At 72.1% G+C, this 24,240-nt stretch carries 23 protein-coding genes; 6 read left to right on the top strand and 17 right to left on the bottom strand.

All coding sequences use genetic code 11. The features are described from left to right. Window positions 1–3: 3 nt before the first annotated feature. Both EDF51_RS08005 and EDF51_RS08000 read left to right on the top strand, forming a co-directional pair. Window positions 4–327, top strand: a complete 324-nt coding sequence (locus EDF51_RS08005; protein ID WP_131877829.1) for a DUF952 domain-containing protein — start codon at window positions 4–6, stop codon at window positions 325–327. A gap of 86 nt (window positions 328–413) precedes the next feature. Then, window positions 414–851, top strand: a complete 438-nt coding sequence (locus EDF51_RS08000) for a hypothetical protein (protein WP_131877827.1) — start codon at window positions 414–416, stop codon at window positions 849–851. A 45-nt stretch (window positions 852–896) separates the two neighbouring features. Here EDF51_RS08000 and EDF51_RS07995 read toward each other — a convergent pair whose 3' ends face one another. The 8 genes from EDF51_RS07995 to EDF51_RS07960 all read right to left on the bottom strand — a co-directional run bounded on the left by EDF51_RS07995 (window position 897) and on the right by EDF51_RS07960 (window position 9,218). After that, window positions 897–3,716 carry an FtsX-like permease family protein gene (locus EDF51_RS07995; protein ID WP_131877825.1) on the bottom strand — a complete coding sequence of 940 codons (2,820 nt, stop codon included), beginning with the start codon at window positions 3,714–3,716 and terminating at the stop codon, window positions 897–899. Then, complete coding sequence (locus EDF51_RS07990; RefSeq protein ID WP_123292992.1) at window positions 3,713–4,441, bottom strand: ABC transporter ATP-binding protein; 729 nt, start codon at window positions 4,439–4,441, stop codon at window positions 3,713–3,715. Before EDF51_RS07990 ends, EDF51_RS07995 begins: the two co-directional genes overlap by 4 nt. Then, window positions 4,438–5,022: a PadR family transcriptional regulator gene (locus tag EDF51_RS07985; protein ID WP_243692331.1), complete on the bottom strand. Its 585-nt coding sequence runs from the start codon at window positions 5,020–5,022 to the stop codon at window positions 4,438–4,440. Before EDF51_RS07985 ends, EDF51_RS07990 begins: the two co-directional genes overlap by 4 nt. Before the next feature lie 147 nt (window positions 5,023–5,169). Then, window positions 5,170–6,051, bottom strand: a complete 882-nt coding sequence (locus EDF51_RS07980; RefSeq protein ID WP_131845147.1) for an aldo/keto reductase — start codon at window positions 6,049–6,051, stop codon at window positions 5,170–5,172. Between the two features lie 9 nt (window positions 6,052–6,060). Then, window positions 6,061–6,693, bottom strand: a complete 633-nt coding sequence (locus EDF51_RS07975) for a YdeI/OmpD-associated family protein (RefSeq protein ID WP_131845148.1) — start codon at window positions 6,691–6,693, stop codon at window positions 6,061–6,063. Window positions 6,694–6,835: 142 nt separating this feature from the next. Next, window positions 6,836–8,386: an FAD-binding protein gene (locus EDF51_RS07970; protein WP_131845149.1), complete on the bottom strand. Its 1,551-nt coding sequence runs from the start codon at window positions 8,384–8,386 to the stop codon at window positions 6,836–6,838. Continuing rightward, window positions 8,383–8,619, bottom strand: a complete 237-nt coding sequence (locus tag EDF51_RS07965; RefSeq protein ID WP_131845150.1) for a hypothetical protein — start codon at window positions 8,617–8,619, stop codon at window positions 8,383–8,385. Before EDF51_RS07965 ends, EDF51_RS07970 begins: the two co-directional genes overlap by 4 nt. A 59-nt stretch (window positions 8,620–8,678) precedes the next feature. Beyond that, entirely contained in the window at window positions 8,679–9,218 is a 540-nt protein-coding gene (locus EDF51_RS07960; RefSeq protein WP_134194474.1) for an acyl-CoA thioesterase, read from the bottom strand. Window positions 9,219–9,346: 128 nt separating this feature from the next. Here EDF51_RS07960 and EDF51_RS07955 point away from each other — a divergent pair, with 128 nt between their 5' ends. Together EDF51_RS07955 and EDF51_RS07950 are read left to right on the top strand one after the other, a co-directional pair. Continuing rightward, window positions 9,347–10,333: an aldo/keto reductase gene (locus tag EDF51_RS07955; protein ID WP_131845152.1), complete on the top strand. Its 987-nt coding sequence runs from the start codon at window positions 9,347–9,349 to the stop codon at window positions 10,331–10,333. Window positions 10,334–10,510: 177 nt separating this feature from the next. Beyond that, the gene (locus EDF51_RS07950; protein ID WP_243837097.1) at window positions 10,511–11,917 is read left to right on the top strand and encodes a nucleobase:cation symporter-2 family protein; all 1,407 of its coding nucleotides are present in this window, start codon (window positions 10,511–10,513) and stop codon (window positions 11,915–11,917) included. Here the strand turns inward: EDF51_RS07950 and pucL are convergent. From pucL to EDF51_RS07915, 7 genes are all read right to left on the bottom strand, one after another. After that, window positions 11,914–12,831, bottom strand: coding sequence for a factor-independent urate hydroxylase (pucL, locus tag EDF51_RS07945; RefSeq protein WP_134194472.1), 918 nt, complete (start codon window positions 12,829–12,831; stop codon window positions 11,914–11,916). The genes EDF51_RS07950 and pucL overlap by 4 nt on opposite strands. Window positions 12,832–12,836: 5 nt before the next feature. Further along, window positions 12,837–13,634 carry a 2-oxo-4-hydroxy-4-carboxy-5-ureidoimidazoline decarboxylase gene (gene uraD / locus EDF51_RS20485; RefSeq protein ID WP_131845155.1) on the bottom strand — a complete coding sequence of 266 codons (798 nt, stop codon included), beginning with the start codon at window positions 13,632–13,634 and terminating at the stop codon, window positions 12,837–12,839. 184 nt (window positions 13,635–13,818) lie between these two features. After that, a complete protein-coding gene (locus EDF51_RS07935; RefSeq protein ID WP_131845156.1) occupies window positions 13,819–14,301 on the bottom strand; it encodes an FBP domain-containing protein in 483 nt (160 codons plus the stop codon). Window positions 14,302–14,483: 182 nt separating this feature from the next. Continuing rightward, window positions 14,484–15,266, bottom strand: a complete 783-nt coding sequence (locus EDF51_RS07930) for a class I SAM-dependent methyltransferase (protein WP_131845157.1) — start codon at window positions 15,264–15,266, stop codon at window positions 14,484–14,486. A gap of 40 nt (window positions 15,267–15,306) precedes the next feature. Then, window positions 15,307–16,218 (bottom strand): helix-turn-helix transcriptional regulator, encoded by a 912-nt coding sequence (locus EDF51_RS07925; protein WP_123293003.1) that lies wholly within the window; start codon window positions 16,216–16,218, stop codon window positions 15,307–15,309. 114 nt (window positions 16,219–16,332) lie between these two features. Then, window positions 16,333–17,592: a hemolysin family protein gene (locus tag EDF51_RS07920; protein ID WP_131845158.1), complete on the bottom strand. Its 1,260-nt coding sequence runs from the start codon at window positions 17,590–17,592 to the stop codon at window positions 16,333–16,335. A gap of 152 nt (window positions 17,593–17,744) precedes the next feature. Further along, window positions 17,745–18,734 carry a M23 family metallopeptidase gene (locus tag EDF51_RS07915; RefSeq protein ID WP_131845159.1) on the bottom strand — a complete coding sequence of 330 codons (990 nt, stop codon included), beginning with the start codon at window positions 18,732–18,734 and terminating at the stop codon, window positions 17,745–17,747. Between the two features lie 161 nt (window positions 18,735–18,895). On the opposite strand from EDF51_RS07915, the gene EDF51_RS07910 reads away from it, so the two are divergent. Continuing rightward, on the top strand, window positions 18,896–19,390 hold the full coding sequence (locus tag EDF51_RS07910; protein ID WP_111083592.1) for a hypothetical protein: 495 nt from the start codon (window positions 18,896–18,898) through the stop codon (window positions 19,388–19,390). Between the two features lie 15 nt (window positions 19,391–19,405). Here the strand turns inward: EDF51_RS07910 and EDF51_RS07905 are convergent, their stop codons facing one another. Both EDF51_RS07905 and EDF51_RS07900 read right to left on the bottom strand, forming a co-directional pair. Next, window positions 19,406–21,097, bottom strand: coding sequence for a cation:proton antiporter (locus EDF51_RS07905; protein ID WP_131845160.1), 1,692 nt, complete (start codon window positions 21,095–21,097; stop codon window positions 19,406–19,408). A 318-nt stretch (window positions 21,098–21,415) separates the two neighbouring features. Then, on the bottom strand, window positions 21,416–21,781 hold the full coding sequence (locus tag EDF51_RS07900; protein WP_131845161.1) for a hypothetical protein: 366 nt from the start codon (window positions 21,779–21,781) through the stop codon (window positions 21,416–21,418). A 193-nt stretch (window positions 21,782–21,974) separates the two neighbouring features. On the opposite strand from EDF51_RS07900, the gene EDF51_RS07895 reads away from it, so the two are divergent. Beyond that, window positions 21,975–24,185, top strand: coding sequence for an NADP-dependent isocitrate dehydrogenase (locus tag EDF51_RS07895; protein WP_123937051.1), 2,211 nt, complete (start codon window positions 21,975–21,977; stop codon window positions 24,183–24,185). Window positions 24,186–24,240 lie beyond the last annotated feature (55 nt).

Raw genomic sequence — 24,240 nt, 5'->3', positions numbered from 1 at the left:
TCCATGACCGATGTGGTCTGTCACGTGGCGATCGCCGACGACTGGGAGATGAGCCGCGGGTTCGGCGAGTACGAGGTGTCCACTCGCGGGGTGCCGCTCGAGCCGGGCGGGTACGTCCGCGCCACCACGCCCGACCGGGTGGCCGAGGTCGTCACCGAGCGGTACGGCGACCTCGCGCTGCCCCTGCTCCGGATCGACCTGAGCGTCGAGGGGCTCGCGGCTGCGGGGGTGCCGGTCGAGTGGGTCGACGGTCTCCCCCGGGTGCGCGGTCCGATCCCGATGGACGCCGAGGTCGTACTGGCCGAGGTGCCCATCCCGAACGTGTGACCACTTCGTGAGCAGAAATGGTCGAGTCCGCCGACGGCCACCCGACCATTTCTGCTCACGAAGTACCGCGCCCTAGGCTGGAAGCGATGTCCAGCGTCCTCCTCACCGTGCACGTCGTGGCGGCGCTGCTCACCCTCGGACCCGTCGCGGTCGCCGGGAGCATGTTCCCGAAGCCGGCTCGCGCGCTCGTCGCCGATCCGGGCGACCAGGTGGCCCGAGCGGTCGCCAGGGTCCTGCACCGGATCTGCCACGTGTACTCGATCATCTCGCTCGCCGTCCCGACGTTCGGCATGGCCCTGGCGTTCGAGGTCGGGGCACTCGACGAGGCGTGGCTGCTCGTCTCGATCGGTCTGACCGCGGTGGCTGCGGGGATCCTCGCGCTCGGGGTCCTGCCGGAGCAGCGCGAGGTCCTGCGCGGGAACGGGACCGAGCGCTCGCCGCGGAAGCTCGCTGCCCTGGTCGGCCTGTTCAACCTGGTGTGGGTCGTCGTCGCCGTGCTCATGGTGGTGCAGCCCGGCGCCTGACCGGGCTGCACCGGGGCGGCGCCACGTGCAGCGCCGCCCCACACCTCAGTGCGCCCGCCGCACCGCCACCCGGCGTCGGCCGTGCGCGGTGAGCCATGCCCCGGCCGTCACCAGGAGCGGCAACCCGATCCCGAGCACGGCCAGCATCGACCAGTCCGGCACGAACGGCATGTGGTTCGACCCGACCGCTGGCTCCGTGAACCGCAGGGTGAGTGCCCGCATCGGCAGCAGCCCCAGCAGGGTGCCGATCACCGCGCCCACCGAGGCCAGGATCGCCGCCTGCCAGGTCGACACCCGCCGTCGCAGTCGTGGTGCGGCACCGATCGCGTCGAGCACCTCGTCGTCCCGGCGCCCGTCGGACCGCGCGAGCCCGATGGCCACCGCCGTCGCACCGATCGTCACCGCCGCAGCGAGCGCGAGCACGATCGCCCGGATGAGCGCGCCGTTGTCGACCGGCCCGGCCTCGTAGGCGAACTGCGGGCCGTCCCACCGAGCGCGGTCCGCGCCGCCGAAGCTCTGCCAGGCGGAACTCAGCTCGTCCCACTGCTCGGGCGCGATGTCCCCGGGCAGCGTCGTGACGAGCATGCCGTCGACGGCGCGCACCCCGTAGTGCGCCGCGGTCGCCTTCGTCATGAAGACGCCGACCTGGATCCGCGGCGACTGCACGTCGAGCACGGCCGGGATCGACACGCTGGCGTCCGGTTTCGTCGTCGTCGTGATCGTCGGGCTCTCCCACGTGCGGTCGTGGAACGTGTCGATGCGGACCGCACCGTCGTGGGCGTACTCCGGCCACAGTGACACCGCCTTGCCGCCCTCGAGCGCATCCCGCACGGCAGCAGACGGTCGGTGTCCGGTGAGCACCGCGTAGTCGTCGACGGTGCCCGTCCAGATGTGCGGGACGGTCGCGTCAGCGGTGTCGAGGTAGTACGAGCACGACGTGGAGTCGTAGCCGTCGCAGTCGAAGTCCGTCCACCGGTGCGGCATCGTCACGGACGACGGGGTGTCGCCCGCCCAGCCCTCGGCCACGCCGAGCACCCGGATCCGGTCGTGGTCGAGCACCCGCGCCACGACCTTCGCCGCGTGCGCCGTCAACGCCGCGTCGTGCCCGCTGGCGGCACCGTCCTCGCTGGACAGCTGCACCTCGGACGTCGCGACCCCGACCGCCGTCGTGTACTCGTACCCGCGGACGTACTGCGCGTGGCTCGACGCACTCCACGTGATCACGACCGACGCGACGAACACGACGCTCATCACACTGGCGAGCACCGGCACCGTCCGGACCGGGTTGCGCCGGGCATCGCGGGCGGCCAACCGAGCCGACAGGCCCAGGCGTGCGGACATCCGGGACACCAGGGCCAGGAGCCACGGCGAGCAGATCGCGATGCCGAGCTGCATCAGGCACGGCCCGAGCGCGACCCCGGCACCGGCCGCCCACGCCCAGTGGTCGTCCTGCACCCGGCGGTCGTTGAGCATGAGCACCCCGGCGCCGCAGGCCAGCGTCATCACGGCACCGGCGATGATGAGCACCGGCCCCCAGATGCGTCGCCGACGACGAGCAGGACGGTCGACGGGCGCGGGTCGGAGTGAACCCCGCAGCGCCGCGAGCACGTTGATGCGGGTGGCGGCCCGGGCGGCGACGAGTGCGGAGACCAGCCCGGCGAGGACGCCGGCGGCCGCGACCACGAGCAGCAGGAGCGGTGGCACGTGCAAGCCGGGGAACGACACGACGTCGCCGTTGTCGATCAGGCGGAACACCGCGACGCCGATCCCGGTGCCCACCGCGACGCCGAGGACGGCGCCGATGGACCCGAGCACGAGGCCGGACCCGGCGACGATCGTCCGGACGAACCGCTTGTCCCCGCCGACGCTCGTGACGATCGCGTACGAACGGGTGTCCGCCCGGGTGCCGACCAGGAACGCGGCCCCGGCGAGCAGCGCGACCTCGAACATCGCGAAGACCCCGAGCAGTGCCATCGCGCCGAGGTACCAGCCGAGTGACGAGCTCATCTGGCCGCCGGGCAGGCGGGCATCCGGCGGATCGAGCACGACCGGGCGGGACTGCACGACGATGCCGTGCGCGTTGAGCTGCCGGATCTCCGACCAGGTCGGCGCGTCCGACGGCAGGTAGACGGTGACGTCGGTCAGACCCGCGTCGTCAGTGGTCTCGGTCGTCGACAGGGTCGTCCCCCACGGCAGGAACACGCCCTGCTCGCTGGGCGCCGAGCCGAGGTCGCGCATCGTCCCGGTGATCGTGAACCGCTTCGTGACGGGATCGGTGATGTCGACGGTGTCACCGATGTGGGCGTCGAGCCGGTCGAGCGTCGCCGGCGTGACCATGAGTTGGTTGCGCGCGGTCGGCGCCGAACCGTCGAGGACACGCCAGTGGCCCTCGAGCGACGGGTCCCAGACGCTGCCCTCCACCGCGGCCAGGCCGACAGGTCCCTTGGGTCCCTGCACCACGACGGGCGTGCCGCCGACCGGGATGGACAGCGCACCGTCCGGCACGTGGGCGAGCACGTTCGCGAACGGCGGGTCCTCGTCGGCCTCCGTGACCGGGCTGTTCCGCTTCGCATCGGTGAACTGCCACTGCACCGGGTCCTGCCGCATGCCGGGCAGGTCCGGGCCGGAGACCCGCATCTGCGCGGCTGCCTTGCCGAGGTCGTAGTCCAGCGACTCCGCGGTCGTGGGCTGCGTCGACTGCACGACGACCGCCACCGCGGCGAACCCGGCGGTGGGGATGCCGATGAGCGCGATGATCAGCGCCGCCCGACCGACCTTCGCGAACGCCAGTCGACGCCCCAGACGGAACGCCGGTCGGAGGGCGAACGGCGTCCGGCCGGTACCCGGACGCCGACGCCGGCTCACGACGCGGTCCGGTCCGACAGGGCGAGCTCCACGCCCGAGTACACGGTCTCGTCGACCACGCGACCGTCGCGCAGGAAGACGATCCGGTCCGCCCAGGCAGCGTGCCGGGCGTCGTGGGTGACGAGCAGCGCGCCGGCTCCGGCATCGACGTGCCGTCGGAGCATGCGGAGCACGACCTCGCCGGTCTGCGAGTCGAGGGCGCCGGTCGGTTCGTCCGCCAGCACGAGCCGACGTTCGCCGACCACGCCCCGGGCGATCGCGACGCGCTGCTGCTGCCCGCCGGACAGGTCGTCCGGGTAGGCGTCGCCGCGGTGTGCGAGTTCGACGTTGTCGAGTGCCAGCTCCGCGGCGCGGCGGGCCTGCGAGGCCTTCCAGCCGTCGAGCTCGAGCGGCAGCGCCACGTTCTCGACCGCGGTGAGCGATGGGATCAGGTTGAAGTCCTGGAACACGAACCCGATGAGGCGACGGCGGAGGGCCGCGAGTTCCTTGGCCGGCCGGTCGGACACGAACTCGCCGTCGATCAGCACTTCGCCGCTCGTCGGCGGCAGCAGGGTGCCGGCGCAGGCGAGCAGCGTCGACTTGCCGGAACCCGAGGTCCCCATGACGGCGACCATCTCGCCGCGCTGGACGGCCAGGTCGATGCCGGCCAGCGCCGTGACGGCCTTCGCGCCGGAGCCGTAGTGCACGCTGACGGCGTCGAGCTGCAGGAGCGGTGCGGCGCTCACCGTGCACTCCGCGCGGTGTCGGCAGCGGTCGCGGACGAGGAGCCAGCGTCCGCCGCCGGATGCTCCTCCGGCCGGTACCGCGCCACGGTCGACTCCACGTGGTCGAGCCACCGCACCTCGGCCTCGGCCTGGAACACCATCGACTCGAGCACGAGCGACCACGCCAGGTCCGTCGCGGGATCGGTCGTGCGCTTGAGCCGGGTCAGGTCCTGCAGGTTCCGGATCGCGGCACCGCGCTGCACCTGCACCAGGCGCGCGACGTCGACGCCGGGCACCGTCACGGCCAGGGCGAACTTGATCGCGAGCTCGTCACGCCCGCGCTTGGCGGGCACCGGCTCGCTGAACCAGCGCGCCACTTCCCCGCGACCCGCGTCGGTCACCGTGTAGACGACGTGGCCGTCGTCGTCGGTGTCGCCGCGGGCCACGAGGCCGTCGCGTTCCAGGCGGTCGAGCGTCGTGTAGACCTGGCCGATGTTCAGCGGCCAGCTCCCGCCGGTGCGGTGCTCGAACTCCCCCCGGAGCTGGTACCCGTAACCGGGTCCCCCCACCAGCAGCGCGAGTACGCCCATCCGTACGCTCATGACACTTCCCCCGTCTCTCGTCCAACATGGACATACCGAGTATGCCCATACCGCGTATGCATGCGCAACCAGAACACGGACTGGAGGCCCGTGGCGGTGTCGCCACGGGCCTCCAGTCCGCCGTTCGGTCGCGTCCGCGACCCCGGGTCAGGAACCCAGCTTCGACAGCTCCTCGAACTCGTCGTCGGTCAGCTCGATGGTCGCGCCCTGCAGGTTGTCCTCCAGGTGCGAGACGCTCGAGGTGCCGGGGATCGGGAGCACGACGGGCGAGCGCTTGAGCAGCCAGGCGAGGGCGAGCTGCGCCGGCGACGCACCCTTCCGGTCGGCGATCTCGGTGAGCGGCGAGTCCTCGCCGGTCAGCCCGCCGGTCGCGAGCGGGAACCACGGGATGAACGCGATGCCCTGCTCGGTCGACCAGTCGAGGAGCTCCTCGGCGTCGCGCTTCTGCAGGTTGTACAGGTTCTGCACGGAGACGATCGTCGCGATCTCCTGGGCAGCCTTGACGTCGTCGACCGACACCTCGGACAGGCCGATGTGCCGGATCTTGCCCTCGTCCTGCAGCTTCTTCAGCTCGCCGACCTGGTCCTCGAGCGGGACCTTCGGGTCGATGCGGTGCAGCTGGAACAGGTCGATGCGCTCGAGGCCCAGACGGCGGAGGCTCATCTCGGCCTCCTGACGCAGGTACTCCGGACGGCCGACCGGCGGCCACTCGTTCGGGCCGGTCCGGGTGAGTCCGGCCTTCGTCGCGATGACGACGTCGTCGCCGTAGGGGTGGAGCGCCTCGTGCAGGAGCTCCTCGGCGACGTACGGGCCGTACGAGTCCGCGGTGTCGAAGAAGTCCACGCCGAGCTCGACGGCGCGCTGCAGCACGCGGACGGCCTCGTCGTGGTCCTTCGGGGGTCCCCAGACGCCGGGGCCGGTGAGCTGCATGGTGCCGTAGCCGAGGCGGTGGACCTCGAGGTCGCCACCGATGCGGAAGGTGCCGGAGGCCGCGGCCGGGCGGTTCGTGGTGTCGGTGTCAGTGGTCATGTCCCCGGTCTACGCCGGAGGCGTTGCCGGTCCCTGAGTCGGTGTCCCCCGGCGCTCCGACCGGTCCGGACGCGGGTGCGGCGTCTCGCCGCGTGCCAGTCCGGAGACGAGCTTCGTCAGCCGGTTCGTCCGCGAGGTCGCACTCGGCGCGGTCGTGATCCGGTGCAGCACGGCGTACCGGTTCGTGCCGTCGAGCTCGGCGAACAGGGCGGCTGCCGCGGGTGACGCGTCGAGCGCCGCCTGCAGGTCCTCGGGGACGGTGGCGGTCGCCGGCCCGGCGTACGCGCGGTCCCACCGGCCGTCGCCCTTCGCCCGGTCGATCTCGGCCTGCCCGCGCTCGCGCATCCGGCCGTCGGCGATGAGCGTCGCGACGAGTCCGAGGTTGCGCTGCGACCAGAGTGAGGCCTTCCGCCGCGGGGTGAACCGCTGGCGGTAGGTCGTGTCGTCCCGCCCACGCCGCTGCCCGTCGATCCACCCGGAGCACAGCGCCTCATCGAGGGCGGTGTCGTAGGTCAGGGTCGTCGGCTCGGTGACGCCCTTCTTCGCGAGCACGAGCCACACCCCGTCGGCGTCGCCCTCGTGCGCGTCGAGCCAGGCACGCCACGCGGCGACGTCCGGCAGCACCAGGTCGACGATGTCCATGCGGTCATCGTAGGACGCGGCCGGCCGGCCGCCCCGGCTCCTGCCCGAGACTCGGCGTGGGCGACAGTCCTCGCGGTGCGCGCCACGAGAACCGTCGCCCACACCGAGACTCGCGTGCGTCGGGCCGAGACTCGTGCGTGCGTCAGACCCAGTTCGGCTGGTCGAGCACGCCCGTCGGATCGGCCTGCTCGGCGATGCGGTGCAGGCGCGAGGTGTTGTCCCCGAAGTACGCCGACGGGTCCGTGATCGCCGCGTCGCAGTAGTTCGCGTACGCCGCGTCGCCCCACGCCGGCCGCATGGCTCGACGGAACCCCCGCACGTACGCGTCGAACGGTGCAGGGTCCGCGCCGTCGGCGAAGACCGCGGTGTACTGCACGGTCATGAGCGCGGACCGCCACGGGAACGCCGAGTCGGTCCGGCCGACGTCCGCCACGACCCCGCCGAGGGCATCGAGCGCGACCCCGCCCTCGAGGTTGCCGTCGACGTCGCCCGCCGCGGCCGCCCGGGCGACGAGCACGTCGATCTGTGCGTCGGTGAGCTTCGCCGATCCGATCGACGACGTCGCTGCCTCGGACACCCGCTGCGGCTTCCCCGCCAGCGCGGACATCGCGGCGCCGTAGGTGAGCACCTGCCCGGTGTGGGCGAGGGGCTTCGCGCCGGCGGCGGCGATGAAACCGTCGACGGAGGTGTCGGCGCCGGTCTTCGATCCGGTCCACACGCCGGTCACGGTGACCGTCGGCGCGGTGTGCCGACTGCCGTTCAGCAGCTTGAGCGTCGACCACAGCTTCGGGTCGGCGGTGGGCGCCCAGTCCTGCCAGGCGCGCACCACGGCAGCGGCGGCCGACCACGCGAACGTGATGCTGAAGAGGAGGACGGGAGGCGCGGCCTGCGTCCTGTACGTCAGTGCGGTCACGACGCCGACGGTTCCACCGCCCCCACCGCGGCAGGCCCAGAACAGGTCCGGTTCGCTGGACGTCGAGACCTCGTGCACGGCGCCGTCCGGAGTGACGAGCGTGACGCCGGTGAGCTGGTCGCAGGTCAGCCCGAACGAGCGGACGAGCACGCCGACCCCGCCGCCGAGGGTGAGCCCGCCGATGCCGACGGTCGGACAGGAGCCGGCGCCGATCGCCCGTCCGGCCTTCGCCAGCGCGGCGTAGACGTCCCCGAGCTGCGCACCCGGGCCGATCGTGACGGTGTCGTCGTCGTGCAGTTCGATGCCGTCGAGGTCCTGCGTGCTGATCACGAGCGACCGCGGGACGTCGGTCCCGGGTGCGCCGCCGGCCGACCAGCCCGTGTACGAGTGCCCGCCCGCTCGCAGTGCGACGGGGGTGCGGGTGTTCCGCGCGAACGCGAGACCGGCCTGCACGTCGGCCACGCCGGCGGCGCGCAGGATGCCCTGCGGGTCGGCGTCGTCGTACCGCGGGTTCTCGAGCACGCGGGCGCTGTCCCAGCCGTTCGACCCGGACCGGAGCACCGTGCCGGAGACGGCGGCGGCGAGGGCGTCCCACGAGTCGGGGCCGCCGGGCGTCGGCGTGCTCGAAGGCGTCCTCGTCGGCTGTGCGGGGCCGCTGGAGGTCGGCCGCGGCGAACTCGACGGAGCGGGGCTCGGCCGGCTGCACGCTGCCAGGACCCCGGCGAGCCCGAGTCCGACGCCCCCCGCGAGCAGAGTGCGCCGAGTCGACGTGCGGCTCACGAGCCGGCGAGTCCCCCGCTGGCACCGGTGATGCCTGGGTGTGCGGACTTCGCGAGGCCCTCGGTCATCGAGTGCGCTGCCTCGGCGTCGGCGAGGGAGCGGGCGCCGAGGGTCGGGTCGACGGGTTCGAGGTGGGCGAGGCGCTTCGCACGACGGCGGTTCTGCACCTCGAGCGCGGTGAGCAGCGCGGCGATGGCCACGACCACTCCGATGACGATCCACATGACGACCATGACGTTCCCCTTCCGTCCCGGGGCGTCCACCCCGTCCCCCGAGCGTACCGCCGCCGTGTCTACGCCGCGCTGCTGATCCGGACGGCACCCGCCCACCCGTGCACCCACGCGGGCAGTTCGCGGTCAGCCGGTGCTCCGCCGACGGCGTCGAGCAGGTCCGTCATCGGGACGGTCCCGCCGGAGCGTCGCAGGAACCGCGCCTGCACGACGGCACGGGCGACGACGGCCCCGCGACGGACGAACGTCTGCTCCAGGTACACGGCCCGGTCGTCGACGCCGAGCACCCGGGTCACGAGCTCGAACCGCTGCCCGAGCGTCAGGGACCGCTTGTACGTGATGGTCTGCGCCGAGACGACCGGGTACCAGCCGCGCTCCGCGATCGCGCCCCAGAACCCCGACCGCAGCATCAGGTCGAGCCGCCCGAGGTCGAGCATCGACAGGTACTTCCCGTTGTTGACGTGCCGCAGCGGGTCCAGGTCGGTCAGGGTCACGCGGAACGGTGTGCGTGCCTCGTCCCAGAGCGACGGCCGCCGTCCACCCGTCGTCGGGCGGAGCCGGACACGCAGGCGCAACAGGAACAGCCGGAAGTACAGGTTCACGCCCCGATCACACCAGAAGGCCGCGCTGCCCCGCGTGGACCTTGGAGGATCCACACGAACGGTGCCCGTGTCTGACCGGCACGGGCAGTGCCTTCCTCCGAGCGGTGCACCCGGAGTAGACCTGCACCATGCAGACACGCAAGCTCGCAGACCTCGAGGTCGGACCGATCGGCCTCGGCACCATGGGCATGAGCGCCTTCTACACGGGCGCCGGCACCGACGACGCGGAGTCGATCCGCACGATCCACCGCGCGATCGACCTCGGCGTCACCCTGTTCGACACGGCCGAGGCGTACGGCCCCTACACGAACGAGGACCTGCTCCGCCGGGCCCTCGCCGACCGCCGCGACGACGTCGTGATCGCGACGAAGTTCGGTCTCATCACCCACACCGCCGGTGAGGAGACTCCCGCCACCGGCCGCGGCATCAGCTCCGCACCGGAGTCCGTGCGCGAGGCCCTCGAGGGGTCCCTGCGGCGCCTCGGCACCGACCACATCGACCTGTACTACCAGCACCGCGTCGACCCGGCCGTCCCGATCGAGGACGTCATCGGCCAGCTCGCCGGCTTCGTGCAGGAGGGCAAGATCCGGCACATCGGCCTGTCCGAGGCCGGACCCGAGACGATCCGGAAGGCCCACGCGGTCCACCCGATCACCGCCCTGCAGAGCGAGTACTCGCTGTGGACGCGGGACCCCGAGGGCGACGTGCTCGACACCCTGCGCGAGCTCGGCATCGGCTTGGTGCCGTACTCGCCGCTCGGCCGCGGGTTCCTGACCGGTGCGATCACGAAGCCGTCCGACCTGGACTCCGACGACTTCCGCCTGGCGAACCCGCGCTTCCAAGAGGAAGCGTTCGCGCAGAACATGCGCATCGTCGACGCCGTCAAGGAGATCGCCGCCGAGGCCGACGCGACCCCGGCCCAGGTCTCCCTCGCCTGGCTGCTCGCCCAGGGCGACGACGTCGTGCCGATCCCGGGCACGAAGCGCGTGTCGCGCCTCGAGGAGAACGTCGGTGCCGCCGACCTGACCCTCACCGCGGACCAGGTCGCGCGCCTGTCGGCGCTCCCGGTCCCGACCGGCGACCGTTACCCCGACATGTCGACCATCGGTCGCTGACGCAACCGGATGACGGCCGGGAGGCCCGTGGCGGATCCGCCACGGGCCTCCCGGCCGTCTCTGCGTGCGTTTCGGGCGCTGGTCCGGTGACCGACGCGACCCACGCCCGTCATCCCGGGGAAACACGGGGTGCATAGCGTCCGGAGCACAGGGAAACCACCGCTCGAAGGGGACGCCATGACGACCACGAAGACACCGCGCGCGACACCGACCGAGGACGGCGTCGACTCCGTCCCACCGCTCGCCAGGCTCCTGCCGCTCGGCCTGCAGCACGTGCTCGCGATGTACGCGGGCGCGATCGCCGTCCCGCTCATCGTCGGCGGGGCCCTCGGCTTCGACAGCGCCGACCTGGCCTTCCTCATCAGTGCAGACCTGTTCGTCGCGGGCCTCGCCACGATCGTGCAGTCCGTCGGCTTCTGGCGGTTCGGGGTCCGGCTGCCGCTCGTGCAGGGCGTCACGTTCGCCGCCGTCGGCCCGATGATCGCGATCGGCACCGAGCACGGCATCACCGCCGTCTACGGGGCGACGATCGCCTGCGGCGTCTTCATGGTGGTCGTCGCACCGTGGTTCGCGCAGCTCGTCCGCTTGTTCCCACCGATCGTCACCGGCACGGTCATCCTGATCATCGGTCTGTCGCTCATGAGCGTCGCCGCGGGCTGGGTCACCGACGGCGGCAAGGACGGTGCTGCCGACCCGCTCGACGTCGCGTTCGCCGCCGGGGTCCTGCTCGCGATCGTCCTGGTCGAACGGTTCGCGCCGCGCGGTCTCGCCCGGGTCTCGGTGCTGTTCGGACTGCTGCTCGGCACGGTCGTGGCGCTGTTCGTCCCCGGCATGGTCGACGGGTCGGGCATCGGCGACGCGGGCTGGTTCGCCTTCGTCACGCCGTTCCACTTCGGGCTGCCGACGCTCGACCTCGCCTCGATCGTGTCGATGCTCGTCGTCGGGCTGGTGATCATGACCGAGACCACCGGCGACATGATCGCGGTCGGCGAGGTCACCGGCCGCCCGGTGTCGAAGCGCACGCTCGCCGACGGTCTGCGCGCGGACGGACTCGGCACCGTCGTCGGCGGGGTGTTCAACACGTTCCCGTACACGGCGTTCGCGCAGAACGTCGGGCTCGTCGCACTGACCGGCGTGCGCTCCCGGTACGTGGCGACGGCGGCCGGCGGCATCCTCGTCGTGCTCGGCCTGGTGCCGAAGGTGGCCGCGGTGGTCGAGGCGATCCCGCACGCGGTGCTCGGCGGTGCCGGTGTCGCGCTGTTCGGCATGGTCGCGGCGTCGGGCATCAGGACGCTGTCGAAGGTGCGGTTCGACAACCGGAACGTCCTCGTCGTGGCGCTGCCGCTCGGCATCGCGCTGCTGCCGACCGTCGCCCCGGAGATCTACGGGCAGTTCCCGACCTGGTTCACGCTGGTGTTCGACTCGGGGATCTCGGCCGGCGCCGTCGCGGCGATCCTGCTCAACCTGCTGCTCGGGTCGCGTTCCGTGGCCGAGCGGTACGGCGAGGACCCGGCGGTGGGCTCGTACGACGGGGTGCGGTCGACGGCGCCGATCGCGCTGCCGCGCGAGGAGCCCTCGGCCTAGACGAAGGCGGGCAGGTGCTCCCACGCGCGGGGCGCCTCGGCCACGCCGTCGCGGACGACCGTCCCCTCGATCAGCCCGTAGGGACGGTCGGCCGCGATGAACACCTCGTTCTCGTTCGTCAGGTCGAACGGCGAGAGGTCCACGACGAAGTGGTGCTTGTTCGGCATCGCGAACCGCACCTCGGCGAGTTCGGGCCGCAGTTCGATCGCCGCCCGCCCCATCTCCCACAGCGTCTGCTGCAGGGCGAGCGAGTGCACCGTGGCGAACTGCTCGAGCATCACGGCGACGACCTCCTCGTACAGGGCGTCGTAGTCGATCCCCGCTGCGACGGCGGACGGCAGGTACCGCCACCGCGCCGTGACCTCGGTCGCCATGATCCGGTCCGTCGTCTCCGGCAGGGTCGTGAACCGCGACCGCGGGAACCCGTGGAACTCGGACCCGGTCGACTTCAGGACGACCAGGTCCTTGACGCCGCCGGTGACGTGGCGCTCGCCGCCCTCGACGTGCACCGTCGCCAGACGGGTCCCGGTGCCGGTGCGGCGGAACGAGTGGTCGTGCGGCTGTCCGTCGACCGTGATGCGTTCCCACGGGTGCACCTCCGCCTGCCAGAGCCCGCCCTCGACCCAGTCGAACTCGCTGGTGAACTGGTCGGCGAGCAGGGCGAGGAAGTCCTCCGGAGCTCCGACGCCGTGCTCCTTCGCCAGGGCGAACACGGTGTTCTTCTGGGTGTCCGTCGCGACGATCCGGGAGTTGTCGCCGCTGGTGAACGACCCGGCGAACGCCTCGCCGATGAGCTGCGACGTCACGGTCAGGTCGGCGATCTCGTGCCGGTCGCCGTGCCGGGTCACGCGGACCAGGCGGTTCTCGGCCTTGCCGTACTTGTTCGGTCCCAGGTGGACGGTGGTCTCCGACATGGCGGTCAACTCCCTCGGTAGGTGCTGTAGGCGAAGGGGCTCAGCAGCAGCGGGACGTGCAGGTGCTCGGTTCCCGTGACGCGGAACGCCACGGTCACGAACGGGTGGAAGGTCGGCACCCCGGCGGCGGCGAAGTACGGGCCGGTGTCGAAGCGCAGCACGTGGTCGGTGCGCGCGAGCACGTCGGGGCCGAGTGCCGCACGGCCGTCGGTATCGGTCGAGCCGGTCGCGACGACGTCACCGTCCACGGTGCTGAGCGTCAGGCCGACGCCGACCGCCGGGGTGCCGGTGGTGGCGTCGAGCACGTGCGTGGTCAGGTGCGGCACGGCGAAGGTCGCACGGATGCGGTGCAGGGCGATGTCGGCCAGGGCAGCGGCGGCCTCACGCGTCTCGACCGCCGGGTCGCCCGCGAGGCGCCGGTCGAGCTCGGCCAGCAGCTCCTCGGGCGTCCGTCCGGCGGCCCGCACCAGGAACACGCGGCCGAACCGCTGTTCGTACGCGACGTTGCCGTCGGCGATCCGGCCGGCCACCTCGTCGCCGGCGGTGCGCATCGACGACTGTTCACGAGCCGATGAGGCATCGGTCGTCCGCTCACCGATCCGCGGGTGCTGCGCGAGGGCGTGGTCGAGCTCCGGCGCACCCCACGACGCCGACTCGGCACGTGCCCGGTCGAGCAGCGCCGACACGGTGCCGAACGGGCGCGCGGCCACCAGGGCGTCGACCCACGCGGGCACGTCGGCCCATCCCCGGATCACCGCGGCAGCGTCGGGGGCGGTCGCGTCGTCGAGGTCGCCGAGGTGCATGTGCCGAGGCTACGGAACGACCGTTTCACCCGCGTTACCGGGCGGTTTCCCCCGCAACGCGACCCGCGGCCCTGAAACGGTCGCCTGTGTCGGACGGGAGGCCCGTGGCGGCCCGCACCGCGCCTCCCGTCCGCCGTCCGTCGCGTTGCGGACGCGAGACGCCAGTGGCTCAGACCTCGGCGTCTCAGACGTCGGTGGCGAAGGACGCGGCGCGCAGCTGCAGGTCCTCGATGCGCCGCAGGCGCGCGGCCTCGACGTCGTAGCCCTCGTAGGCGGGCGGCGGCAGCCTCCGGACGTTCCGCGAGCACTGGAAGTCCTGGCAGACGAGCGTGCCGACGGTGTCGCCGTTCCGCCCCGCCTTGCCGGACCGCTTCGCGCTGTAGAACACGACGTCGTTCGGCAGCTTGACGTCCTGGCACCACGAGCACTGGGCGCGCGAGCGCGACGAGGCCTCGGCCTGCCGGAACACGATGCCGACGAGCGTTCCCTCGAGCGTCGGCACGACGGCGTACGCACGCCGACCGATCTTCGGGTCGCGCCAGCCCAGGAAGTCGAGCGCGTCCCAGTCGATCGTCTCGAAGTCGGCGGGCAGCGTGATGTCGGTCGTCTCCTTGCGGGAGGCGTTGACGAAGGACGTGCGGAGGGTCTTCTCCGTGATGGGGAGCATGGTGCATCGCTTTCGAGCGGGCCCGGGGCGTGCGGACGCACACCGCACCGGGCGGAAGGAGGTCAGGGTTCGACGAGGGCGGCCGTGCCTGCGGGCACGACCGGGGGCCTCACGCCCTGATGCCGGCGCTACGGGCGCCGACCACCTCCTGGAAGCTCACGCGCCCAGCCTACGTCGACGTGTCAAGCGGTGGGGACGGCCGTCACCAGGACGAGGGCGCCCTCGTAGGTCGGCCGGATCCGCAGCGCCCCGTGCCGCCGGTCCCACTCGCCGGAGTCGAGCGCGGTACGGAGGGCGGCCACCGATCGCCGTGCGGTGAGCTCGTCGACGAAGCTCCACGCCGAGTTCGCCTTCCGGGCGCCCGGGTCGAGCAGGCGCTCCGGCCGGGCGTAGTACGCCTCGGAGAAGCCGTCGACGCACGTGAACGGGATCGGCAGCGGGGTGTTCGTGACGGTGTCGTCGCCCAGTGCGGCGGCGAGGCGGTCGAGCGCGGGGTAGCGCCGGGCCTCGGTCGCCATCACCTCTGGTGCGTACTCGGCGAGCCAGAAGTCCTCGACGCGGGCCGGGTCGCACGTCAGGATCACGATCGGACCCCGGGTCACCCGGCGCAGCTCGGCCAGCCCGCGCTCGAGGTCGCCCCACTGGTGCACCGAGAACGTCGTCATCGCGGCGTCGAACGTGTCGTCGTCGAAGGGCAGGTCCTCGGCGGTGGCGTCGATCGCCGTCGACAGGGTGTCCGGTCGTTGGGCGCGCATCGACGCCGAGGGTTCGACCGCGGTGACCTGTCGGTCGGTCGGCTCGTAGGACCCGGCACCGGCACCCACGTTGAGGACGGTGCGGGCGTCGCCGAGGGCCTTCGCGATCGCCCGGGCGAACGTCGGTTCGGGGCGCCGGTACTGCCGGTAGTCCTGCCCGATGCGGGCGTAGTCGGCGTCCCCCGCTGATCCGTCCGTCGTCCTGGTCACGTCCCCAGCCTACGAACCGTGCGCCGGGCCGACCAGCGGTTCAGTCGACCGACTCGGACTCGGACTCCGCCGCGCGCAGGGCCGCGTACTGCTCGGCCCGTTCCGTCGCGGCCCAGGTGCCGAGCAGGGCCAGCGACCGCTCGGACTCGCTGCCCGGCTCCGCCGAGTACGTGAACAACGTCAGGCCGGGGTCGGCGACCAGGTCGAGCGCCTCGTACGACAACCGGAGCTCGCCGACGATCGGGTGGTCGATGCGCTTCCCGCCGGCGCGCTGCAGCCGGACGTCGTGCGCGGCCCACCAGCCGCGGAACTCCTCGCTGCGCGTGGACAGCTCCCCGACGAGCGTGATGAGACCGGGCTCGCACGGGTTCGACACTGCGGCCGCGCGGAGCACGGCGACGGCGTCCTTCGCGGTCTGCGCCCAGTCCGGGAAGAAGTCACGGGCAGCTGGGTCGAGGAACGTGAAGCGCGCGGTGTTCACGGGGCGCCCCGGGCCGGCGAACATCGGCGAGTACAGCGCGCGACCGAGCTCGTTCGTCGCGACGACGTCACCGCGTTCGTTCCGCACCCAGGCAGGCGCGCCGGTGATGGCGTCGAGCAGGCGCTGGACGCCGGGGCGGACCCGGGTGGGGACGGTGCGGTGCATCGTCTTGACGCCGGAGTTCGCCAGTCGGGTGAGGTCCCACAGGTGGACGCGCTCGTCCTCGTCGAGCTGGAGGGCGCTCGCGAGGCCCTCGAGCACGCTGTCCGAGACGCCCTTGAGCGATCCACGCTCGAGCCGCGTGTAGTAGTCGACGCTCACGCCGGCGAGCATCGCGACCTCGTGCCGCCGCAGCCCGGGGACGCGTCGGACCCCGCCGCCGAACGACGGCATGCCGACCTGCTCCGGGGTGAGCCGCGCTCGCCGGGAGGACAGGAAGTCGCGGATCTCGTTGCGCACGTCGATACCCATGGGGAGAGCGTACGTGGCTGCGCTGTCCGTCCGGCAGGCACTGGCGGTACCCGCCGGGCGGACGGGAGGCCCGTGGCGGCGCCGCCACGGGCCTCCAGGTCAGCTGCGCGGAGTTCAGAGCGTTATGTCGGCCGTGATCCGGACGCGCGCCACGCGGTGACCGTCCATGGCGGTCACCTCGAGGCGGTGTCCGCCGGCGGCGACGACGTCGCCGACCTCCGGTACGCGGTCCAGGTGGACCTGGACGAGGCCGCCGACGGTCTCGTAGTCACCGTCGGGCAGCGCCGGACCGCCGTCGGCGACGAGGTCCTCGAGCACCGTGGACCCGTCCACGCCGTCGTGCTCGGCCGTGGGTTCGTCGTACTCGTCGCGGATACGGCCGACGAGGTCCTCGAGCAGCGCCTCGAGCGTGACCATGCCCGCGCTGCCGCCGTACTCGTCCACCACCAGGGCGATCTGGTGCCCGTCGGTCCGCATGTCCGCGATCGCGCTCGACAGCGACTTCGTCTCCGGCAGTGCCAGCACCGGGCGTACCAGGGTCGACACCGGTGCGGTCGGGTCGCTCGGCCGGAGCAGGTCGCGGAGGTGCACGAAGCCGTCGACCTCGTCGCGTCCGCCGGAGGTCACGAGGTACCGGGTGTGCCCGACCTCGATCGCGTGGTCGGTGGCCTCGGCGATGGTCAGTGCGGCGTCGATCGTGGACACGTCGTACCAGGGGCGCATCGACTCGCGCAGGATCCGGTCACCGGCGTCCAGCGCGCTCCGGGCGATCCGGCGGCCCTGCTCGTCGACGCCGGTGTGCTCGTCGACGAGGCCGCGGAGCTCCTCGGTGCTCATCGACTCGCTGCGGGCGTTCGGGTCGCCACCGAGTGCGCGGACGACCAGGTTCGTCGAGGCCGACAGCACCCAGATCACCGGGCGCATCAGGGTCGCGAAGCGGTCGAGGGTCGGTGCGACGAGCATCGAGAAGCCCTCGGCCCGTTGCAGGGCGAGTCGCTTCGGCACGAGCTCGCCGAACACGAGCGACAGGTAGGCGATGACGAGGGTCATCAGCACGAGAGCCACCGTCTCGGCAGCTCCCTGGCCGAGTCCGAGCCCGGTGAACACGGGCGCGACGTCGGGCGCGATCGACGAGGCGCCGTACGCGGCGGAGAAGAACCCGGCGACGGTCACACCGATCTGCACGGCCGCGAGGAACCGGTTCGGGTCACGCCCGAGTTCGGCGACCCGCAGGCCACGGGAGCCCCGGCGTTCGAGTTGCTGCAGCTGCGACTCACGGAGCGAGACGAGTGCGATCTCGGCGGCGGCGAAGACCCCGCCGACGAGCACGAAGAGGATGACGAGCCCGAAGGCGATCCAGGTGTCGGCGCCCATCAGCGGGCAGCTTCCTCGGATCGACGACGGGCGGGCGGTCTGTGGTGATCGTCCATGCCTGTGAGTCTGCACAGGGCAGCTGGGACGTCACCCCACCAGCGCTCGACGTCTGCTGTGCGTCCGGGTGCGTGCGGGGTGGGTGGTGTCGGGGGCTACGTCGTCAGCGAGCGGCCGATGCGGGCTTCGAGCCACGCCTCGGGGTCGATCGGGGTCACGCCGTCCATCAGGACCTCGAGGTGCAGGTGCGCACCGGTCGAGACGCCGGAGGAACCCACGAGTCCGATGAACTCGCCGGCCTCGACCTGGTCGCCGACCTTGAGCGGCGACGACCCCGGGATCATGTGCCCGTAGAGCGTCGACACCTGGCGGCCGTCGATCTCGTGGTCGATGATCACGGCGTTGCCGTACGAGAAGTACGTGCCCGAGATCCGGACGGTGCCCGCGGCGACGGCACCGATGGCCGTGCCCATGCCGGGCGTGAAGTCGAGGCCCTGGTGCAGCGAGGAGCACGCGCCGCACGGTGCCGAGCGGTAGCCGAAGCCCGAGCTCATCTGCACCGGGCCGGGGAACGGGGAGCGGACCGCGCCGCCGTACGAGACGGCCTCGCCCGCGATGCCACTCGTGTCGGCCGTGCCGCCGCTGGTGACGATCCGGCGCGTCGTACCGCCGCCGACGGTGAACCCGTCGCGGTCGAGTCCGGTCGCGGTGACCGCCTGGGTGACCGCGTAGTCCTGGGTGCGCACGATCGGCGCGATGGTCGAGGTCGCCATCGAGGTGCCGGCGCTGGCGTGGGCGGGCATCGCCGAGGCGGCGAACATCGCGATCGCAGCGGCCGCGCTGGTCAGGGTGATCCGTCCGGCACGACCGGACCGGGAGGCCCGTGGGGCCTTCGGGACGCTCGTCACGGTGGCAGCGGGGCGGCGGACCACGCGCGTGATGCGGGTGTCGACGTGCTCGGTCGTCGCGCGGGCTGCGGTGGCGCGGCGGCCGACGGGCTTCGCGACCTTGGCGGGCTTCTCCGGCTTGTCCGCTCGGCGCTGGGGCTTCCGGGCTGCGGCGCGCTCGGCCTCGAGGGCAGCGCGACGGGACAGGTGCACCACCGGGGTCTCCGGGTGCTGGTCGAGTTCGGGTGCAGTCGTCATGGCCGCTCACCATTCTGCACGACTCTGTCGCTTTGTACAGGCCCCACCGTGATCTTTTCGTTACCGCGAGGCTGGGAGGCACCTGATCACCGCGGGCCCCGACGTCCCCCGACCGTCCGACATCGGTAGCGTCGTGGGAAAGCGACGGAAGGACCCGCACCATGGCCCGATCGCCGCGAGAGCGGCCCGCGCAGGTCGACCTCGGCACCGCCGACGTCGTGCTCGCCGGCACTCAGGAACTCCTGCCCGTGCTCCGCGCCGCCGCGGTGCGCGCGGGCATCGACGCCGCACGCATGCGGGTCATCGGGGTCGACGACCTGCCGGACCCCGAGGAGACCTGGGACGCCGAACTCGCGGTCATCGCGATCCGGCGCCCCGGTGACGACCCCGCGTTCCACCGTGCCCAGGCGGCCGCTGAGCTCATCGATCCGCTGCTCGTGCCGCACGCCGTCCGGATCGTGGTGACGGTCTCGGGACTGACACGGCTCGCGCCGAAGGTCGAGCGCACCCTGACGTCCGAGGTGCTCCACCAGATCGATGCCGCATCGGCGCCGTCGGGGTTCGAGCGGCCGTTCCGCAGCATGCGGATGCGGCTCGGCCTCGCAGCACTCCGGGCGGCCGGCGTCCGGGTGTTCCGCGTCTCGATCGGCACCTGACCGGCGGGACTGCCGTCAGCGGGCAGGTGCTCCACGGAGCACGAGGGCGATCTGCTCGGCGTCGAGGTTCTGCAGCATCGACTCGAGCACCTCGGCGTCGAAGGTGCCGTCGTCGCGGGCGTCGAGGATCGCGGCGCGTTGTGCCTCGAGCACGGCGAGCCGCCGGGCCTTCTCGCGGCCCATCCACGCGCGGAGCTCCGCCGGATCGGCTGCCTCCAGCTCCTCGCGCGTCCGGGGGCCGGCTTCGCGGGTACCGGGGACCTGCTCCGCCGCGGTCCGCATGAGTTCCAGCAACCGCCCGCGTTCCTCGGTGTCCTTCGCGGCGGTGTCCGGTGCCGGTGCGGCGATCCGACGGAGCAGCGGGCCGATCGTGCTGCCCTGTACGACGAGCGAGAGCAGGGCCACCGCGAACGCGACGAACACCAGGAGCGACCGTTCCGGAGTGTCCGTCGGCAGGGTCTGCGCCGCCGCGACGGTCACCGCGCCGCGCATGCCCGCCCAGACCACCGCCGTGCCCTCGCGCCAGCCCAGCGGTGCCGTCGTGTAGTACGCGATGTCCGCCAGGGTTCGCCGGACGCGTGTCGTGAACCGGTCGAGTTCGCGTTCCGACGGCGCCCGGTTGCCCGGTCGGTGCTCGCGGATCACCTCGCTCATCGCGTCGCGGTCGCCGGCGTGCATCTCGGCGAAGCGGTCCTGCATCCGCTCACCGCGCTTGGCGGCCGCCGACAGCGCGAACAGGAGCGGCACGACGTACGCGGTCCGGACGAGCACGGTCAGCACGAGGGCGCCGAGGGCGATGAGCAGCGCCGGACCGATGCCGGAGTGGTCCTCCTGCACGTCGCGGAGGATCGTCGCGAGTTCGAGCCCCATCGTCAGGAACACCGCGCCCTCGAGCACGAGCTCGATGGTCTGCCAGTTCTGCGCGTCGGACAGTCGGTGCCCCGGCGGGAGCTTGCGCGGTCCGACGATCCCGGTGAACAGCCCCGCGACGACAGCCGCGACGAGCCCTGACCCGCCGAAGTGCTCGGTCGGTACCGCGGCGACGAACGGCACCGCGAAGGACAGCGCCGTGTTCACCGCTGCGCTCGGCACCCGGGAGCGCACGAACACGTTCAGCCAGCCGACGAACCAGCCGATGACCACCGCGATGGCCACGGCGCCCGCGAAGTCGCCGAGCGCTCCCCAGAACGAGAACGACGCGGCAGCGGCCACGATGGCCGTCCGCAGGAGCACCAGCGCGGTGGCGTCGTTGAGCAGCGATTCACCGTCGAGGATCGAGATCGCCCGGCGCGACACCGAGGTCTGCTTGACGATCGACGTCGCGACGGCATCGGTGGGACTCACGATCGCACCGAGGGCGATCCCCCACCAGAAGCCGAGGCCCGGGACCACCCAGGCGAAGAACAGGCCGAGCACCAGGCTCGACGCGATGACGAGCAGGACGGACAGACCGCTGATGGCGCCGAACTCGCGCCGGAAGTTCATCGACGGCATCGACACCGCCGACGAGTACAACAGCGGCGGCAGGACCCCGGCGAGGATCCACTCCGGCTCGATCTCCGCGTCCGGGATGAACGGCAGCAGGCTCGCGATGATCCCGACGACGACGAGCACGAGCGGTGCCGCGACCCCGATGCGGGGCCCGAGCACGGCGGCACCCGCGATGGCGATGACGGCGATGACGCCGACCACGAGGAGTTCGGTCACCGGCCCAGCGTGGCACCACGGTGCGTGCGTCGTCATCCCGTGCGCGGTTGGCGGCGCGGTGCGGCGCAGTAGGCGCGCACGCGGCGGTCATCCTCGCACCGCGCGGCGGGGCCGGCACGGTGCGGTGGGGGCGACCGCCGGACGGACGGGAGGCTCGTGGCGGCGTGGCCGCGTGCTTCCTGTCCGCACGGTGCGTGCGTCGTCATCCCGTGCGCGGTTGGTGGCGCGGTGCGGCGCAGCAGGCGCGCACGCGGCGGTCATCCTCGCACCGAACAACGAAACCGGCACGGTGCGGTGCGGTGGGGGCCGTCCGGGCGATCAGGTCCCGTCGGTGTCCGGGCTGTGGAGGACGCCCGCCTGCACGGACGGGTGTGGAGGGGCGGTGTGGGCGACGACCGCGACGCTGCCGACGGCGAGCACGAGCGCCAGCGCCCCGGCGCTCACCGCTGTGCCGATGCGGCGGAGTCGGGAGCGTCCACCGTGGTCGCGCGGGGCGAACCGTGCCAGTCCCCGGCGCGGTTCCGGCCCGACGAGCCACGGTCCGGAACCGTCGACGTCGTACGAGAACGGCCCCGAGCCGTCCGGCGCGTACCGGTAGGGGCCACTGCCGTCCGAGGCGTAGGCGGAACGGAGGTCCTCCGCGGTCCACCCGAAGTCCTCCGGTGTCACACGTGTCGTCGCCATGATCGCCCTCCTGCGGCTCTGGAACTGCGGAAGACCAGTCCACCGAGCGTTCCTATGAGCCGACAGTGCGCCTCCAGGACGTCTGCCGAGTACCTGCCGGACGCAGGCCGGACCATGTATCTTGATGTCGAGACATCCCGCACCACGAGTAGCGTGGACGTACCGACGGTCGAACAAGGGAGTACCCGCCAGCATGGCCAAGATCATCTACACCCTCACGGACGAGGCGCCGTTCCTCGCCACCCACTCCTTCCTCCCGGTCATCCAGGCCTTCGCCGGCACCGCTGGTGTCGACGTCGAGACCCGCGACATCTCGCTCGCCGGCCGGATCATCGCCCAGTTCCCGGAGCGGCTCACCGACGAGCAGCGCGTGGACGATGCCCTGGCCGAGCTCGGCGAGCTCGCGAAGACCCCCGAGGCGAACATCATCAAGCTGCCGAACATCTCGGCGTCGATCCCGCAGCTCAAGGTCGCGATCAAGGAACTGCAGTCGCAGGGCTACGACCTGCCCGACTACCCGGACGAGCCCACGACGGACGAGCAGCGCGACGCCCGCGCCCGCTACGGCCGCGTCCAGGGCAGCGCCGTCAACCCCGTGCTGCGCGAGGGCAACTCCGACCGCCGCGCTCCCCTGTCCGTCAAGAACTACGCCCGGAAGCACCCGCACCGCATGGGTGCGTGGAGCGGCGACTCGAAGACGAACGTCGTCACGATGGGCGTCGACGACTTCCGCTCGAACGAGAAGTCCTGGATCGCCCCTGCCGACGACGTCCTGACGATCACGTTCGTCGCCGAGGGCGGCGAGACCCAGGTCCTCAAGCAGTCGATCCCGGTCGTGCAGGGCGAGGTCGTCGACGGCACCGTGCTGCACGTCGCCGCGCTCGAGGCATTCCTGCAGGACCAGATCCAGCGCGCCGCCGCCGAGGACATCCTGTTCTCCGTGCACCTCAAGGCGACGATGATGAAGGTCTCCGACCCGATCATCTTCGGCCACGTCATCAAGGCGTTCTTCCCGTCGGTGTTCGAGCGGTTCGGCGCCGACCTGGCCGCTGCCGGTCTCACCCCGAACGACGGTCTCGGCTCGATCCTCGCGGGGCTCGACGCCCTGCCGAACGGCGCGGAGATCAAGCAGGCCTTCACCGACGGCATCGCCGCGGGCCCCGAGCTCGCGATGGTCGACTCGGACAAGGGCATCACGAACCTGCACGTCCCGAGCGACGTCATCGTGGACGCCTCGATGCCCGCGATGATCCGCACCTCCGGCCACATGTGGGGCCCGGACGGCGACGAGCACGACACCCTCGCCGTGATCCCGGACTCGAGCTACGCCGGCATCTACCAGACCGTGATCGACGACTGCCGCGTCAACGGTGCCTTCGACCCGGCGACGATGGGCTCCGTGCCCAACGTCGGGCTCATGGCGCTGAAGGCCGAGGAGTACGGCTCGCACGACAAGACCTTCGAGGTCCCCGGCGCCGGTGCCGTCCGCGTGACGAACGCCGCCGGTGACGTCGTCATCGAGCACGACGTCGAGCCCGGTGACATCTGGCGCGCCTGCCAGACCAAGGACATCGCCATCCGCGACTGGGTCAAGCTCGCCGTCACCCGTGCCCGCGCCTCGGAGACCCCGGCCGTGTTCTGGCTCGACGAGACCCGTGCGCACGACGCGAACCTGATCGGTCTGGTCCGCCAGTACCTGGGCGAGCTCGACACCGAGGGCCTGCAGATCGAGATCCTCTCGCCGGAGGACGCCATGCGTTTCTCGCTCGAGCGCATCCGCCGCGGCGAGGACACCATCTCCGTCACGGGCAACGTCCTGCGCGACTACCTGACGGACCTGTTCCCGATCATGGAGCTCGGCACCTCGGCGAAGATGCTCTCCGTCGTCCCGCTGCTCGGTGGCGGTGGACTGTTCGAGACCGGTGCCGGCGGCTCCGCCCCGAAGCACGTCCAGCAGCTCGTGCAGCAGAACTACCTGCGCTGGGACAGCCTCGGCGAGTTCCTGGCCCTGGCGGTCAGCCTCGAGCACCTCGCCGGCGTGACGGGCAACGAGCGGGCGAAGATCCTCGGTGAGACGCTCGACCGTGCCACCGGGACCTTCCTCGAGCAGGACAAGTCCCCGGGCCGCAAGCTCGGCTCCATCGACAACCGCGGCAGCCACTTCTACCTGGCCAAGTACTGGGCGGAAGAGCTCGCAGCGCAGACGACGGACACCGAGCTCGCCGCGTCGTTCGCCGAGATCGCGGGCAAGCTCGACGCGCAGGAGCAGCAGATCGTCGAGGAGCTGAACGGCGTGCAGGGCCACCCGGCCGACATCGGCGGCTACTACCGCCCGGACGACGCCAAGACGAGCGCGGTCATGCGCCCGTCCGCCACGTTGAACGCGACGCTCGCCGCGCTCTAGACGCACGCACCTGACGGACGGGAGGCACGGTGCCAGCTGGCACCGGGCCTCCCGT

Origin of the sequence: Curtobacterium sp. PhB25 (assembly GCF_004365375.1) — a bacterium.
GTDB lineage: Bacteria > Actinomycetota > Actinomycetes > Actinomycetales > Microbacteriaceae > Curtobacterium.
The sequence above is the reverse complement of the archived record's forward strand: the minus strand, read 5'-3'. Positions and strand labels throughout refer to the sequence as shown.

Coding starts and splice junctions, on each gene's coding strand:
- EDF51_RS08005 (WP_131877829.1), top strand. CDS start 4: ATGACCGATGTGGTCTGTCACGTGGCGATCGCCGACGACTGGGAGATG.
- EDF51_RS08000 (WP_131877827.1), top strand. CDS start 414: ATGTCCAGCGTCCTCCTCACCGTGCACGTCGTGGCGGCGCTGCTCACC.
- EDF51_RS07985 (WP_243692331.1), bottom strand. CDS start 5,022: ATGAGCGTACGGATGGGCGTACTCGCGCTGCTGGTGGGGGGACCCGGT.
- EDF51_RS07980 (WP_131845147.1), bottom strand. CDS start 6,051: ATGACCACTGACACCGACACCACGAACCGCCCGGCCGCGGCCTCCGGC.
- EDF51_RS07975 (WP_131845148.1), bottom strand. CDS start 6,693: ATGGACATCGTCGACCTGGTGCTGCCGGACGTCGCCGCGTGGCGTGCC.
- EDF51_RS07965 (WP_131845150.1), bottom strand. CDS start 8,619: ATGGTCGTCATGTGGATCGTCATCGGAGTGGTCGTGGCCATCGCCGCG.
- EDF51_RS07955 (WP_131845152.1), top strand. CDS start 9,347: ATGCAGACACGCAAGCTCGCAGACCTCGAGGTCGGACCGATCGGCCTC.
- EDF51_RS07950 (WP_243837097.1), top strand. CDS start 10,511: ATGACGACCACGAAGACACCGCGCGCGACACCGACCGAGGACGGCGTC.
- pucL (WP_134194472.1), bottom strand. CDS start 12,831: ATGTCGGAGACCACCGTCCACCTGGGACCGAACAAGTACGGCAAGGCC.
- uraD (WP_131845155.1), bottom strand. CDS start 13,634: ATGCACCTCGGCGACCTCGACGACGCGACCGCCCCCGACGCTGCCGCG.
- EDF51_RS07935 (WP_131845156.1), bottom strand. CDS start 14,301: ATGCTCCCCATCACGGAGAAGACCCTCCGCACGTCCTTCGTCAACGCC.
- EDF51_RS07925 (WP_123293003.1), bottom strand. CDS start 16,218: ATGGGTATCGACGTGCGCAACGAGATCCGCGACTTCCTGTCCTCCCGG.
- EDF51_RS07920 (WP_131845158.1), bottom strand. CDS start 17,592: ATGGGCGCCGACACCTGGATCGCCTTCGGGCTCGTCATCCTCTTCGTG.
- EDF51_RS07915 (WP_131845159.1), bottom strand. CDS start 18,734: ATGACGACTGCACCCGAACTCGACCAGCACCCGGAGACCCCGGTGGTG.
- EDF51_RS07910 (WP_111083592.1), top strand. CDS start 18,896: ATGGCCCGATCGCCGCGAGAGCGGCCCGCGCAGGTCGACCTCGGCACC.
- EDF51_RS07900 (WP_131845161.1), bottom strand. CDS start 21,781: ATGGCGACGACACGTGTGACACCGGAGGACTTCGGGTGGACCGCGGAG.
- EDF51_RS07895 (WP_123937051.1), top strand. CDS start 21,975: ATGGCCAAGATCATCTACACCCTCACGGACGAGGCGCCGTTCCTCGCC.